Annotated in this window: 11 protein-coding genes; 7 read left to right on the top strand and 4 right to left on the bottom strand. The window is 64.7% G+C overall.

Translation table 11 applies throughout. The features are described 5' to 3' along the window. Window positions 1–34: 34 nt before the first annotated feature. On the top strand, window positions 35–2,041 hold the full coding sequence (uvrB, locus tag ACWJI3_RS04590) for an excinuclease ABC subunit UvrB (RefSeq protein ID WP_094511508.1): 2,007 nt from the start codon (window positions 35–37) through the stop codon (window positions 2,039–2,041). Between the two features lie 20 nt (window positions 2,042–2,061). On the opposite strand, the gene ACWJI3_RS04585 is transcribed toward uvrB, so the two are convergent. From ACWJI3_RS04585 to holA, 3 genes are read right to left on the bottom strand one after another with little or no spacing between them, the layout of a single operon-like run. Next, window positions 2,062–3,408: an exopolysaccharide biosynthesis polyprenyl glycosylphosphotransferase gene (locus tag ACWJI3_RS04585; RefSeq protein WP_480203030.1), complete on the bottom strand. Its 1,347-nt coding sequence runs from the start codon at window positions 3,406–3,408 to the stop codon at window positions 2,062–2,064. Beyond that, window positions 3,409–5,253 (bottom strand): aspartate kinase, encoded by a 1,845-nt coding sequence (locus tag ACWJI3_RS04580; RefSeq protein WP_480203029.1) that lies wholly within the window; start codon window positions 5,251–5,253, stop codon window positions 3,409–3,411. Between the two features lie 34 nt (window positions 5,254–5,287). After that, window positions 5,288–6,256, bottom strand: a complete 969-nt coding sequence (gene holA / locus ACWJI3_RS04575; protein WP_480203028.1) for a DNA polymerase III subunit delta — start codon at window positions 6,254–6,256, stop codon at window positions 5,288–5,290. A gap of 11 nt (window positions 6,257–6,267) precedes the next feature. On the opposite strand from holA, the gene ACWJI3_RS04570 reads away from it, so the two are divergent. Further along, the gene (locus tag ACWJI3_RS04570; RefSeq protein ID WP_094511132.1) at window positions 6,268–6,891 is read left to right on the top strand and encodes a precorrin-8X methylmutase; all 624 of its coding nucleotides are present in this window, start codon (window positions 6,268–6,270) and stop codon (window positions 6,889–6,891) included. 8 nt (window positions 6,892–6,899) lie between these two features. On the opposite strand, the gene mutS is transcribed toward ACWJI3_RS04570, so the two are convergent. Further along, window positions 6,900–9,689 (bottom strand): DNA mismatch repair protein MutS, encoded by a 2,790-nt coding sequence (mutS, locus tag ACWJI3_RS04565; protein WP_480203027.1) that lies wholly within the window; start codon window positions 9,687–9,689, stop codon window positions 6,900–6,902. Window positions 9,690–9,833: 144 nt separating this feature from the next. Between mutS and psbZ the strand changes: the two genes are divergently transcribed. From psbZ to ACWJI3_RS04540, 5 genes are all read left to right on the top strand, one after another. Further along, complete coding sequence (gene psbZ, locus ACWJI3_RS04560; protein WP_094511131.1) at window positions 9,834–10,022, top strand: photosystem II reaction center protein PsbZ; 189 nt, start codon at window positions 9,834–9,836, stop codon at window positions 10,020–10,022. 5 nt (window positions 10,023–10,027) lie between these two features. Next, complete coding sequence (gene ribH / locus ACWJI3_RS04555) at window positions 10,028–10,519, top strand: 6,7-dimethyl-8-ribityllumazine synthase (RefSeq protein WP_480203026.1); 492 nt, start codon at window positions 10,028–10,030, stop codon at window positions 10,517–10,519. Continuing rightward, a complete protein-coding gene (locus tag ACWJI3_RS04550) occupies window positions 10,516–11,322 on the top strand; it encodes an ABC transporter ATP-binding protein (RefSeq protein WP_480203025.1) in 807 nt (268 codons plus the stop codon). The genes ribH and ACWJI3_RS04550 overlap by 4 nt, the downstream gene beginning before the upstream one ends. Before the next feature lie 3 nt (window positions 11,323–11,325). Continuing rightward, window positions 11,326–12,153, top strand: coding sequence for an ABC transporter permease (locus ACWJI3_RS04545; protein ID WP_480203024.1), 828 nt, complete (start codon window positions 11,326–11,328; stop codon window positions 12,151–12,153). Between the two features lie 207 nt (window positions 12,154–12,360). Beyond that, on the top strand, window positions 12,361–14,538 hold the full coding sequence (locus tag ACWJI3_RS04540; protein ID WP_480203023.1) for a glycosyltransferase: 2,178 nt from the start codon (window positions 12,361–12,363) through the stop codon (window positions 14,536–14,538). Window positions 14,539–15,039: the final 501 nt, after the last annotated feature.

The following is a 15,039-nucleotide window of genomic DNA, read 5'->3' as shown; positions in this document are numbered from 1 at the left end:
GCTACCGGCAGGCCTGGCCTGGCATCCGAGCGGCATGCCCCGTTATCAGCTCACAGCCCCTTATGAACCCAAGGGGGATCAACCGACCGCCATCGAGACCCTCACCCGCGGCGTGGAGCAGGGGCAGCGCTTTCAGACCCTGCTGGGCGCCACCGGAACGGGCAAGACCTTCTCGATCGCGAATGTGATCGCCCGCACCGGCAGACCCGCCCTGGTGCTGGCCCATAACAAGACATTGGCGGCGCAGCTGTGCAACGAACTGCGCGAGTTCTTTCCAGAGAACGCCGTTGAGTATTTCATCTCCTATTACGACTACTACCAGCCCGAAGCCTACGTCCCTGTTTCTGATACCTACATCGCCAAGACGGCCTCGATCAACGAAGAGATCGACATGCTGCGGCACTCCGCCACCCGTTCGCTGTTCGAGCGCCGCGATGTGATCGTGGTGGCCTCGATCAGCTGCATCTATGGCCTTGGTATCCCCTCGGAATACCTCAAGGCGGCGGTGAAGTTCCAGGTGGGGGAGACGCTCAATCTGCGCGGCTCGCTGCGGGAGCTGGTGAACAACCAGTATTCCCGCAATGACCTGGAGGCGGGCCGCGGCCGCTTCCGGGTGAAGGGCGATGTGCTGGAGATCGGCCCCGCCTATGAAGACAGGCTCGTGCGCATTGAGCTGTTCGGGGATGAGGTGGAGGCGATCCGCTACGTGGACCCCACCACCGGTGAGATATTGCAGAGCCTGGAGGCGGTGAACATCTACCCCGCCAAACACTTCGTGACCCCCAAAGATCGGCTCGAAGTGGCGATCGACGCGATCCGCACGGAGCTACGCGATCGTCTCGAGGTGCTGCATGCGCAGGGCAAGCTGCTGGAGGCCCAGCGCCTCGAGCAGCGCACCACCTACGACCTGGAAATGCTCAAGGAAGTGGGCTACTGCAACGGTGTGGAGAACTACGCCCGCCACCTCGCGGGCCGCCAGGCCGGCACTCCGCCCGAATGCCTGATCGATTACTTCCCCGACGACTGGCTGCTGGTGGTGGATGAAAGCCACGTCACCTGCTCCCAGCTGCATGCCATGTACAACGGCGACCAGGCACGCAAGCAGGTGTTGATCGACCACGGCTTTCGCCTGCCCAGCGCCGCTGACAACCGCCCGCTCAAGGCGGAGGAGTTCTGGGAAAAGGCCCGCCAGACCATCTTCGTGTCCGCCACTCCGGGGCAATGGGAGATGCAGCAGAGCGAGGGCCACATCGCCCAGCAGGTGATTCGCCCCACCGGCGTGCTGGATCCGATCGTGGAGGTGCGCCCCACCGAGGGGCAGGTGGATGATCTGCTGGCTGAAATCCGGGTGCGGGCGGAGCGCTCGGAGCGCAGCCTGATCACCACCCTAACCAAGCGCATGGCGGAGGATCTCACCGATTACCTGGCTGAGAATGGGGTGCGGGTGCGCTATCTCCACTCCGAGATCCACTCGATCGAACGCATCGAGATCATCCAGGATCTGCGCAATGGCGCGTTCGATGCTCTGGTGGGCGTGAACCTGCTGCGCGAAGGGCTCGATCTACCGGAAGTGTCGCTGGTGGCGATTCTCGATGCCGATAAGGAAGGCTTCCTGCGGGCAGAACGCTCCTTGATCCAGACGATCGGCCGCGCCGCCCGCCATGTGAGTGGGGTGGCGTTGCTCTATGGCGACAACCTCACGGATTCGATGGCGAAGGCTATTTCCGAAACCGAGCGGCGGCGTGCCATCCAGCATGCCTACAACGAAGAGCACGGCATCACCCCCACCCCCGCCGGCAAGCGGGCCGGCAACTCGATCCTGGCCTACCTGGAGGTGTCCCGCCGCCTCAACGACGATCAGCTGGAGCAGGCCGTGGAGCTGGCTGTTCACAACGAAGCCCCGCTCGAAGCGCTTCCGGAGCTGATCACCCAGCTGGAGGAAAAGATGAAAACGGCCGCCAAGAACCTCGACTTCGAAGAAGCGGCCAACCTGCGCGATCGCATCAAGCAGTTGCGTCAGAAACTGGTGGGTCATCACTGAGCCCTGCTGCGATCAGCTGGTCAACGCCCGGAGGCCTTCAGCACGGTTTTGATCGTTTTGGCGAGGATCAGCAGATCCAGCCAGATGCTGCCGTTGCGCAGGTAGTAGAGGTCGTAGCTGAGCTTCAGCTGCGCATCTTCCACGCTGGAGCTGTAGGGCATGTTCACCTGGGCCCAGCCGCTCAGGCCCGGGCGGATCCAGTGCCGCAGCCGGTAGTGGGGGATGCGCTGCTCCAGCTCCCCTTCCAGCTCCGGCCGCTCCGGCCGTGGGCCGATCAGGCTCATCTCGCCGCGCAGCACGTTCAGCAGCTGGGGCAGTTCATCGAGGCGGGTGCGCCGCAGCCACACTCCCACCGGGGTGATGCGTTGATCATTGGGCTCCGACCACCTGGCCCCGCCCAGTTCCGCCTGTCGCACCATCGAGCGCAGCTTGATCACCTCAATGGCTTTGCCCATCAGGCCGGAGCGACGCTGGCGGTAGAACACAGGTCCGCCATCGCCCAGGTGGATCAGGGCTGCAGCCGGCAGCAGCAGCGGCGCAGCCAGCAGCAGCAGCAGCAGGCTGATGGCCACATCGGCGAAGCGCTTGAGCTGCCTCTCCACCGTGGGCTGACGCCCTTCGATCCGCCCGGAGAACAGCAGCCACTGGTGGCCCACCCACTGCGGCGGGATGCGTTGCAGCTCCTGCTCGGCCATCTCGGCCAGGGTGGTGAGTGGTCCGCCCAGCCAGGCCAGCTGCTCCGCCTGCCGCATCAGGGCGGGGTCGGCCTGCACACCCGGGCTGAGGGCGATGCCATCCAGCCCGCCCGGCAGCTTTTCACGGTCCATGGGATGGCCGTCCACCGGCGACGCCTGGGCGCGCGCATCCTGGATGGCCAGTGCCGGTCTCCCCGCCTGGTGCCCCCACTCCCGCTCGATCGAAGCGATTTCCTCCGGCAGCGCCAGCACCCGCCAGTGGTCGTTGCCGGGGTGGCTGGAGACCTGCCGGATCGCCAGCCGCACCAAGGCGCTCCACAGGGCCAGCAACACGAACAGCGGGATGAGGCTGCCGCGGTGCAGCACGGCCACAGCCGGGCCTGCCCGCACCAACCAGCCCAGCAGGGCGGCGGCACTGAGCGACACCGCGCTCGTGACCCCGAGCCGCAGGGCCAGGCGCATGCGGCGCATGTCGGCGCGGCGCAGCACGGTGTACGAACCGAACAGCCAGCCGAAGGTCCAGTAGAGCAAGACCAGGATCAGCAGCAGGCCGGCGCTCGGATCGCTCGGCGCCTGGCGCGCCCGGCCGATCAGCAACGCCAGCACGACGAGGCCGGCGGCATCCAGCCCCGCCGCCAGGGCCAGCCATCGACGGGTGGAGAGCCAGTGCACCTAGGCGTCTGCGGGGAGGGCGGCGTCGTGGCTGGCGGGAGCCTCGCTGCCTTGCGCCTGATGGCTGGCCTCGCCGCCCAGCGCGAAGCAGGCGTGCACGGCCTGCAGGGCCTTCACCCCGTCGTCTTCGGCCACCACACAGCTGGTGCGGATCTCGCTGGTGGCGATCATCTCGATGTTGATGCCCGCTGCCGCCAGGGCCCGGAACATGCGGCCCGCCGTGCCGGGTGTGCAGGGCATGCCGGCGCCCACAGCGCTGACCCTGGCGATGGCGCTGCCCTGCTCGAAGCTCGCTTCCGGCCACTGCAGCAGCAGCGGTTGCAGTGCCTGGCGGGCCCGCGCCAGATCCTCCCGTCGCAGCGTGAAGCTCATGTCGCGGCTGCGGGTGGGCCCTTCCCCGCGGGTGCGCTCCGACTGCACGATCGTGTCGAGGCTGATGCCCGCATCCGCCAGGCTGCGGCAGACGGCGGCGGCAGTGCCGGGCCGATCGGGCACCTGCCGCACGGCCACCTGGGCCTGATCCCGGTCGAGGGCCACGCCCCGCACAGCGGGATCGTTGACCCTGCAGGGCAGCGGGTTTTGGCGCAGCTGGTGCTCCTGCAGCTCGAACACTTCGGCGGCGGCCCGCAGGGCCCGGTGGCCCTGGCTGCCGTCCACCAGGCAACTCACCTTCACCTCGCTGGTGGCGATCATGCGCAGGTTGATCCCGTAGCGCGCCAGGGTGTCGAACAGGCGCGCGGCAATGCCCGGCCGCCCCATGATCCCGGCTCCGGAGATGCTCAGCTTGGCCAGGCCCGCCTCGCTGCTCAGGGCCGTGTCGTCGGCCTGGAGATCGCCGAGCAGAGCGCGGCACACCGTGAGTGAGGCCTCCAGCTGATCCTCCGCCACGGTGAAGGCGATGTCGTTGGTGGTGCCGTCATGGGTCGATTGCACGATCAGATCCACGTTCAGGCCGGCGGCCGAGAGGGCCTCGAACAGCAGGGCTGCCACACCGGGTCGGTCGGGCACGCGGGTGAGGGCCAGCACCGCCTGGTGCTCCTCGAGATCGGCGCCATCGACGGGACGGCCCAGTTCCAGCCCACCGCTGCCGATCGGGCGCGGCGGGCCACTGGTGAGCCGGGTGCCGGGGGCCTCGCTCCAACTGGAGCGCACCACCAGCGGCACGCCGTAGTTGCGGGCGATCTCCACCGCCCGTGGGTGCAACACCGAGGCGCCGAGGCTGGCCAGCTCCAGCATCTCGTCGCAGCTCACCTGCTCCATCAGCTGGGCATCCGCCACCTTGCGGGGGTCGGTGGTGAGCACGCCCGGCACATCGGTGTAGATCTCGCACACCGACGCCGCCAGCGCCGCCGCCAGCGCCACGGCCGAGGTGTCGGAGCCGCCGCGGCCCAGGGTGGTGATCTCCGGCGTACCGGCGCTGCCGCTGCTGGTGCCCTGGAAGCCGGCCACCACCACCACCTGGCCCTCCTCCAGCAACCGCTCGATGCGGTCGGTGCGCACCTCCAGGATCCGCGCGCGCCCGTAGGACGACTCGGTGACGATCCCCACCTGGGCGCCGGTCATCGACACGGCCGGCACGCCGATCGCCTGCAGCGCCATCGCCAGCAGGGCGATCGACACCTGCTCACCGGTGGCCAGCAGCATGTCCATCTCCCGCTGGGGAGGGGTGGTGGTGATCGCCCGGGCCAGGCCGGTGAGTTCGTCGGTGGTGTGGCCCATGGCCGACACCACGATCACCAGATCGTGGCCCTCCTCGCGGCTGGCGGCGATGCGACGCGCCACGGCCTGCAGGCGTTCCACGCTGCCGACGGAGGTGCCCCCGAACTTCTGAACCAGCAGGGCCATCCCGGTGCGCGCGCGAACGGTGGATCGGTGCTGATTATCGGAGGGGGGCTGACAGGAACCCATCGCGGAAGGCGTCGCCGGCTTCGGTGCCCCGTTTGAGCGCCGCCTCCACCTCCAGCAGCTGCCCCAGCAACCGCAGCAGCCGCTCCGCCGACCGTCCGCGCAACTGCTTGCGCAGCACGTAGATGCGCCTGGGGTTGCCGATGCCGGCCGCCTTGGCGATCACGGCAACGTCCTGTTCGCCCTGGGCGTCCAGCAGGCTCACCCACACCCAGCCGCGCAGCTGGCCGGCGAGTGTGGCCACGATCCGCAGCGCCGGTTCGCCCGCCCGCACCAGCTCGTCCACCAGGGCGATGGCCTCGCCGGCGTCCCCGCGCAGCAGCGCTTCCCCCACCGCCAGGCTGCTGGTGCTGTGGCCCGCCACCAGCGCCGCCACCGCCGCGCCGTCGATCGGGCGCTCACCGCAGAACACGGCGAGCTTCTCCAGCTCGCTGGCCAGGCGGGCGCTGTCGCTGCCGATCGCACCCGCCAGCGCTTCGATCGCCGCCGGCGTGGCCGTCAGGCCCAGGGAGCGGGCAGTGCTGCGCACCAGTTCCAGCTGGCCCTCTCCATCCCACACCGCCGGCAGCACGAAGCTGCGTTCCTTGGCGATCGCCTTGAGGGCTTTGGTGGTGCGCAGGCGTGCGTCCGGTTTGCCTTCGCTTACCAGCACCAGGTGGCTGGTGGCGGGGATCAGCTCCAGGCTGGCCTCCAGCTGCGTGGCCAGCTCCGCCGGACAGGTGTGGCAGAAGGGGCTGCGCTGCAGCACCACCACCCGGTCACCGCCGCCGAACGGGCCGGTGCGCGCCTCGATCAGGGCCTGGCCGGCCTGGGCCGTGTCGTTGCCATCAAGCCGGCTGAGGTTGATGCTCTGCCAGACCGGATCCACTGACGCGGTGATCAGCTCCTCCACCGCCCGCTGACGGCTGGCCTCGTCGTCGCCCCAGTAGAGATGGATCGGCATCGGGGCAGGCCGTGGACCATCCGATCTTCACCGAAAGCGTGCGGCGGATCCGGGGCTGGCTGGGGCCCACCGGTCTTGACCCCGTGCAACAGGAGGTGCTCGAGCGCCTGGTGCACAGCAGTGGCGATCTGGCCATTGCGCCGGAGCTGCGCTTCAGCCCGGGCGCCTGCGTCGCCGGCCTGGCGGCCCTGGCGGCCGGGGCGCCGATCCTCACCGATACCGCGATGGCGGCGGCGGCGGTCACGCCGATGGCCCGCCGCAGCTTCGGCAACCCGGTGCACAGCGTGCTGGCCTGGGCGCCGGCGCTGGCCCCGGAAGGCAGCACCCGCACCGCTGCGGGGATGGCTCCGGCCCTGGCGGCCCTGCCGGGGGCGGTGGTGCTGATCGGCAGTGCCCCGACCGCGCTCGAACGGTTGCTGGAGCTGGTGGCCGCCCCCGAGCCGGTCGCGGGCGTGGTGCCCCCCGCCCTGGTGATCGGCATGCCGGTGGGCTTTGTGGGGGTGGCCGAGAGCAAGCGCCACCTGGCCGCCAGCGGCCTGCCCCAGATCCGGCTGGAGGGCAGCAAGGGGGGGGCGGGTCTGGCGGCGGCGGCGGTGAACGCCCTGCTGCGGCGCGCCTGGCTGGACCGCGCCTGAGGCCTTCCCTAGGCCGCCACCTGCAGCCCCACCACCACGTGGCTGTTGGCCTCGATCCGTCCGAGCACCTGGCGGGCGCGGCGCACCACCTGCTGGGGCACCCCGGCCAGGCGGGCCGCCTCGATGCCGTAACTGCGGCTGGCGCCGCCGGGACGCACCTGATGCAGGAACACCAGCTGATCGCCGGTTTCCTCCACCAGCACCTGGAAGTTCGCCACGTTCGGGAGCAGCTCGGCCAGCTCGTTGAGCTCGTGGTAGTGGGTGGCGAACACCGCCCGCGCCCGCAGGCCGTCGGCCAGGTGCTCCGCCACCGCCCAGGCGATCGAGAGGCCGTCGAAGGTGGCAGTGCCGCGCCCGATCTCATCGAGCAGCACCAGAGAGCGATCGGTGGCGTGGTGCAGGATGTTGGCCGTTTCGGCCATCTCCACCATGAACGTGGACTGGCCGGTGGCGAGGTCATCCACGGCGCCGACCCGGGTGAAGATGCGGTCGCAGAGGCCGAGCCGGGCGCGGCTGGCGGGAATCCAGCTGCCGATCTGGGCCATCAGCTGCAGCAGGCCCGTCTGGCGCAGGTAGCAGCTTTTGCCACTGGCGTTCGGCCCGGTGAGCACCACCAGATCGGGCTGGTCCGCCTCGCCCAGGTGGATGCCATTGGCGGTGAAGGGCTCCTCCACCAGCAGCTGTTCCACAACGGGATGGCGGCCGGCCTCGATCCAGAGGCTGCGGTCGGCGGTGAGCTCGGGGCGGCAGTAGCCGCAGGTGGCGGCCACCTCAGCCAGCGAGGCGATCGCATCGAGGCGGGCCACGCGCCGGGCGGCGCTGCGGATCGGCGCGGCCAGGGCGCCGACGGCGGCGCGCAGCTCGCTGAACAGTTCGTACTCCCGCTGGGCGGCGCGAGCCTGGAGCTGCAGGATGCGGCCCTCGCGTGCCTTGAGTTCGGGCGTCACGAAGCGCTCCTCGTTGGCGAGGGTCTGGCGCCGGATCCAGTGCTCGGGCACCCGTGTGGCCCGGGCCCGGCTCACCGAGAGGAAATAGCCGAAGGTGCGGTGAAACTGCACCCGCAGCGAGGGGATGCCGCTGCGTTGCCGCTCCGCTTTCTCCTGCTCCACCAGCCAGGCCTGCTGGTCGTCGAGCCGGTTGCGCAGCCCATCGAGTCGCGCGTCGACGCCGTCGTGGATCAGCCCCCCTTCCGTGAGGCTCAGTGGCGGGGTGTCCTGCAGGGTGTGACGCAGCTGCTCCACCAGCACCGCCAGTTCGGGCGGCGGTTCGCGCAGGGCCGCCAGGGGCTCGCTGCGCGCCGCCGCCAGCAACGCCGCCAGCCGCGGCAGCCGCTCGAGGCCATCGGCGAGGGCCACCAGATCCCGGGCCGAGGCGGTGCCCGCACCGGCCCGCCCCGCCAGCCGCTCCAGATCGCCCATCGGTCGCAGCAGACGGCGCAGGGCCAGCCGCAGCCCGCGCTGCTCCACCAGCTCACTCACGCCCTCCTGACGGGCGTGGATGGCGGCGCGGTCCATCAGCGGCGCCTCCAGCCAGCGACGCAGGGCCCGGCCGCCCATGGCGGTCATGGTCCGATCGAGGGCCCACAGCAGCGAGCCGTGGAACTGACCGTCGCGCTGGGTGCGGGTGATCTCCAGGTTGCGCCGCGTTTGGGCATCGAGCACCAGCTGATCGCCGGCGAAGCGGAGGCTGGGTGGATCGAGGGGCACCACGCCGGCGGCGGTGCTCCGGGCGCCGGCCTGGTTGTCGTCGAGGTAGCGCAGCAACCCTCCCGCCGCCCGCAGCGCCAGGGGCGCCTCCGCCAGCCCGAGACCGTCGGTGGTGGCAAGCCGAAAGCGCTGCAGCAGTGTGCGTCGCGCTTCCGGCAGGCTGAAGGGCGTGCGTGCCAGCCGGGTGAGGTGCAGGGCCGGTGGGCACCAGGCCGGCTTGGCGGCGGTGCCGTCCGGGTACGCCGCGGCGTCTGGATCGGGCCAGATCAGCTCGGCCGCCTCCAGTTGCAGCAGTTCCTGGTGCAGGGCATCGCTCCCCTGCCGTTGGCTGAGGCGGAACTCGCCGGTGCTCACATCGGCCACCACCAGCCCCCAGTCGCCCTGCTCCAGCACCACCGCCGCGAGCCAGTTGTTTCGCCGGGCGGCCAGCATCCCCTCCTCCAGCACGGTGCCGGGGGTCAGCACGCGGGTGATGTCGCGCTTCAGCAGCGCCCCCTTGGCGGCAGTGGTCTCCAGCTGGTCGCACAGAGCGACGCTCAGACCGCGGCGCACCAGCTCACTGCAGTAGCGCTCGGCGGCGTGGTGGGGGATGCCGGCCATCGGCACCCGACCGATCGCCTTGCCGGCGTCCTTGCCCGTGAGCGTGAGCTCCAGCAGGCGGGACAGCTGAATCGCGTCCTCGAAGAAGCACTCGAAGAAGTCGCCGAGGCGGTAGAGCAGCACCCGCTCGGGGTGGGCGCGCTTGAGCTCGGCGTAATGCCGCAGCATCGGCGGCAGGGCTTCCGCCGCCACCAGGCTGTGGTGATGCCAGCGGGGCTGGTCCTCCGCCAACACGTCCTGCGGGCTGGCTTCGCCGGCGGCGCTGGCAGGGGCTTCGTCGGTGTCGGGATCGGTGGAGAGGCTGCGGCGCGAGTGGGCCCGGGGCCGGGCGGCGGCGGCGGCGGCGAGGGCGCCATCTTCCAGGTCGAGATCGCCCGGGCTGCTGCGGTCTCCTTCGCCTGGTGCGGCTGCGGGCTCGGCGGCGCCGAACAGACTGCCCTGCAGCGCCTCCTCAGGCACCAACGAGAGCTGGCGATCGGCGTCGGCGCCCACGGGCGGCTCCTGGCTGCAGCGATGGTAGGGGCCCCGGGCCAGCTGCTCCCCACAAGATGTGAAGGATCCCGCGGCCGCCCGCAGGTGAGGGAAATCCCACGTGGGAAGATCGTCGCACTGCCCTCCCCAGGCCCCGCAGGTCCCATGCAGCTCCTCAACACCCTCACCGTTCTGGCCCTGGTGGTGATGTCGTTCGCCCTGATCGTGGCGGTGCCAGTGCTCTACGCGAGCACCGAAGACAGCGGCCGCTCCAACCGCCTGATCTTGCTGGGTGGGGCCGCCTGGGTGGCCCTCGTTCTGCTCAACTGGGGAATCAGTTACTTCGTGGTCTGAGGCCCTTGGCGGTTTTCGAAGGACGGTTCACCGAGGTCAGCGGCCTCCATATCGGCATCGTGGTGGGCCGGTTCAATGACCTGGTCACGGGCAAGCTGCTCAGTGCCTGCCTGGATGCGCTGTCTCGCCACGGCATCGACGTCACCCCCAGCAGCGAGCAGCTGGATGTGGCGTGGGTGCCCGGCAGCTTCGAGATTCCCCTCGTGGCGCAGCGTCTGGCGGCCTCGGGCCGCTATCAGGTGGTGATCACACTCGGGGCCGTGATCCGCGGCGACACGCCCCACTTCGACTACGTCTGCTCCGAAGTGAGCAAGGGCGTGGCGGCCGTGGCCCGCGATACGGGCGTGCCGGTGATCTTCGGCGTGCTCACCACCGACACCCTCCAGCAGGCGCTGGAGCGGGCCGGCATCAAGAGCAACCTGGGCTGGAGCTATGCGTTGCAGGCCCTGGAAATGGGCAGCCTGATGCAAGTGCTACCTAGCACAACTCTACGTTGACCGATAGCGTGACGCTCTCTTCAAGGAGAGGCTTGGCCTCCAGTCCTGGTGATCAGCCGCTGGTGGAGCTTGACAGGGTTTGCCTCGACATTCCGGTGGAGGGCGTTGGCGGTCGTTCGCTCAAAGCAGCGCTTGTCGGTGGGCTCACTGGCGGCCTGCTGAACCGCGGCAAACGAGGAGGGGTCTCGGTGCGCGCTCTCAATAACCTCAGCTTCACAGTCAATAAAGGAGAGCGAGTTGCATTGCTGGGCCATAACGGTGCCGGTAAATCCACCCTTTTGCGGTTGCTCTGTGACATCTACAAGCCAAGCAGTGGCAGTATCCGCCGTTATGGTCGGGTGGTTCCACTGATCAATAAGAACTTTTGGGTGGACACCGATCTCACCGGCAGGCACGCTGCACGCGCCCACTATCTCTTCAATTGCAACACAATCAAGGGATTTGACGCTTTTCTGGAGGAACTCACAGCCTTTACAGAATTGGCTGATTTCATCCATCTACCGATTCGCACCTATAGCGAAGGCATGCGCACCCGGTTGCAATTCGGGCTGCTTACCGCCTTCAGGCATGAAGCCTTGGCGCTAGACGAGGGGCTAGGGGCTGGTGATCAGTGGTTCCTCTCCCGAGCCCGGCACCAGCTCACACGCTTCTTAGGGGAAGCGGGAACACTGATTCTGGCCTCCCACTCCAATGACCTGCTCGCTCAATTCTGCACCAGGGGGGTGGTTCTCATGCACGGGCACCTTGAGTTTGATGGCTCCCTAGAGGATGCGATCAAGGCCTACACCAAGGGGGTGGGCTGAGCGATGCAGGAGCTTTCATCGAGGGATATGAGTCTGCGCGATGCAAAGCCTGCCATGGGCCATGGACTGGGTTATGCGTGCCGCACGGCGCGTGCATGGTGGTACAGCGCCTGGTTGCGCACCTTGGCTCGGTTCAGCCGCACCACGCTGGGTAGCTTTTGGATGGGCCTGAGCAATCTATTAAGTGTTGGTGTTTTAGGAGTTGTGTACGGCACTGTTCTGAAGGTTGCCGACCCTCTCCGTTACATTATCTATCTCGGATTTGGTGTCACTATCTGGGGGCTCGTCAGCATGGCGTCGCTTGCAGGCAGCACTCTATTCCTGCTGCGCCGTGACCAACTCGTGAACAATGCGATGCCGAGCATCTTCTATTGCCTGGAGGAATGGGCTTTCCAGCTCCAGACGTTCGCCCAGGCCTTTGTGGTTGTTCTCCTCGCCTTCGCATTCATTGATCCAGGCCTTCTCCTGAATGCTGTTCACTACATCTGGCTACCATTGCTCAATCTATTCCTATTCACATTTTGGATCATCGTTTTGATGGCCGTGTTGGGAGCCCGCTTCAAGGATTTTGCTCAGTTGATGCCGATTCTTCTCCAGCTTCTTTTTCTTGTTTCTCCAATCCTCTACAAGCGGGAAGGCCTCGGGGAGCTCAGCGTTCTCGCTGACTTCAATCCCTTCTACCAAGCGCTTGCACCGGTGAGGGACAGCTTGATTGATGGTCAGATCCAGCTTGGAGATGAGTTGCTCTCCCTTGCCATTAACACCATTGGGGTTTTGATAGCAGTGGGAGCCTTGAAGTGGGTTCGGTATCGCCTTCCTCTATGGGTCTGAGGCTGCAGCGCATGGCTCCTTTGAGGGGCTCTCTTCTACGTGTAACCAACGAGTGCAGGGCTTCTTGTCACCAATGAGTGAATGCCAGCTTTGTTAGCGGGCCTGAATTCCCTATGAATCGTCATAGCTTCCAGAATCTGTAGGTGAAAGTCTTGGCAGGAAAGTGATTAGCGTGCTACTATATTAGACATCGGCGATCATTTATTTATGCTTGCATCTGTAGTGATACCTGTATACAATACCAAGCCAGATCAGCTTGCGGCGGCATTTCTGAGCGCATGCAAGCAAACTCTTGACCCCAGTAGCTATGAAATTATCATTATCGATGACCATTCCACTAGCCAGGATACCCGGCACTTGCTTGATGTGATTGAGGGCCAAGCCTCTGGTTGTGCCAATCATGTGACGGTTAAGCGCCTTGCCGTTAATACTGGATTGGTTCAGGTTCGCAACTTCGGCGCAAAGATCGCCAAGGGTGACTTTCTGGTGTTTCTTGATTCCGACGATCTTGTCTCTTCCGACTATCTTCTCAAAGGCTTGGCAACAATGATGTCAAGCGAGAAGATTGGTTGGACATATCCAAACGTAGTGGGATTCGGATTTGAGCAAAACTTCTCGCCTGCTGAAGACTTTGGCATAAGAAGGCTATTCGTCTATAATTATTGTGCAACAGCCTCCATGTTTAGAAAGAGAGCATGGGAGTCAATCAAGGGCCAAAGAGATAAGACAGTTGCCGGTGGCATTAAGTGGTATGAAGACTGGGCCACATATATGAGCCTGCTTGTAAAGGGCTGGTATGGAGAGCCCAATAGATCCATCGTCTTTTACTACCGTAAGAACGTCAAAAGTATGATGACGAGGTCTCCTGAGCTCGCACTCGCTAGCCGTTATGTTCATTGGCGCACGTTTGTTTGTCGTCTGCCGTTCATGGCAGGGGCCAAGCTGAATTATATGAAAGCGCGATCTGGATCAGAGACTACGACGTCTCCACTTGATCCTAGGTATTACTCAAGGCAAGCGCTAGCGATGCTGCTGAGGCAAGCCTTCAAAATTGATACACCCGTGGCAAGGGTTAAAACGCGCTATCTGTTCTATGCGATTGCTCGGCCTAAGAAGTTGATCTCTGAACTAGTCTCTCTAAGGTTCCTCCCCAATCCATGTGAGCAGTATTGCGGATTATCAGAGAGCGTCAATTATGCTAGCAGTAGCTTTGATGACATCTATTCTAAACTCTCTGCGCTCAGCCCTGCTTCCAGTAGCGTTCTGGTTGGCCATTATTGGTGGCGTGCTGGCGGGGCAGAGCAGGTCTTGTTGGATCTTTGTGAATATCTGAAGGAGATTCAAGGTCGAGAGTTATTGAATATTGTCGTTCGTGGGCATGGTGAGAATAGCTACTTCAGAGAGCAGTTTTCTTCTGTGTCACTGTGTGCTGGCATCCTGGAAGAACTGAGCACATCGCCAATCGGCAGAATCAAGGCACTCTGGGCATTGATTTGCATTCACAAGCCTGCGGCAATAATGATTATGAGCAATCCGCATCTTTATTGCCTTACGCCGCTGATCAAAAAGTACTTCCCCTCAACCCGTGTTGTCGACTTGCTCCATTGCACCGGAGCCACTGGCACCCTGAGCTGGTTTGACCTCAGCAACTATTACAAAGATTTCATTGACACTCGAATCGTCATCAGTGAGACATATAAGGACTTGATTTGCGTCCGCTATGGCGTGGATGAAAGCAAAGTCCTTGTCGTGCACAACCAGGTAAAGTCTATGCGTCTGCAATCGCAACAGGCTTCTGCTCGCTATAGCCGCAAGGCGCTAGGAATCCCAGATACCAATGTGATTGTTGGTTTTCTCGGCCGTTTAGACAGACAGAAGCGGCCCGATGAGTTTCTGAGGCTTGTCGAATCCACTCAAGCTAACAGCGGCGTCTCCTATCTCCTAGGAGGAGATGGTGAATTGCGCAGCACCGTTGAAAAAGCCGCTTCACAGTATGGCAACCTCAGTTATGTAGGGAATGTTAAAGACGCTGGCGGCTTCTTGTCCCTTTGTGATGTCGTTGTTTTCTTTTCGGAGTATGAGGGCATGCCCTTGGTGGCTTTGGAATGTGCGTCTCTGTCGGTCCCCATCATTGCTCCCGATATTGTTGGCTTTAGGGAGCCGATTTCGAATGGAGAGTTTGGCATACTTTATCCTTCATGCTACGACGGAACAGATCATTTAAAAGTTAAGGCGATCATTGAAAATGATCTCAGCAAGCTTCGGCTTCTCGGCCCAAATGGCCCATCCTATGTTCAACAATATCATGCGAGATACTCCGCCAGGCCTGGCTTCGACCAGTTGATCAATAGCGTCCTCTTTGGCAAGCCCAGCATCTGCGTATGACGTGAGAAGCACTTTTCATGGCTTCAATGTGGTTGTGCGATGCCGCTCATTGTTCTTCCGAACCATGGCGCCTGGGATGGGCAGATCAAACCAGAGGAGTTCAGCTGATGGGTAAGCCTCTGCCTCGATGACCTCGATGAATCGCCCTTCCGAAGCCCCCGCCAAGGAGTGTGTTGCCCGTAGAGCTGCAGCCAAGCGATTGCAGCGAATGTCGGCGGCCATCGCGAAGACCCCTACCCCTCATCCCGTCGTTGCCGCCAACGCCTGCTGCTGTTTGGGCCCACCTGTCCATGGCCATCACGATGGCGATGATCGAGCACGACCAGGCCTGCCGCTTCTGCCCGGCCACGGCTCTGCTGCAGGACCTGCACAAGGCCAAGGCCAGCAACGAGCTACCGGCGCTGTAGCGAGCTGGTGACCTCCTTGCTGGGGACCTCCAACCAGCCGTTCCGGGAATGGGACGAGATCGTGCCCAGCGGCCCTATGACCGTGGCCGCCGTC

This window comes from Marcopretia estuarina LEGE 06307 (assembly GCF_056633115.1).
The sequence above is the reverse complement of the archived record's forward strand: the minus strand, read 5'-3'. Positions and strand labels throughout refer to the sequence as shown.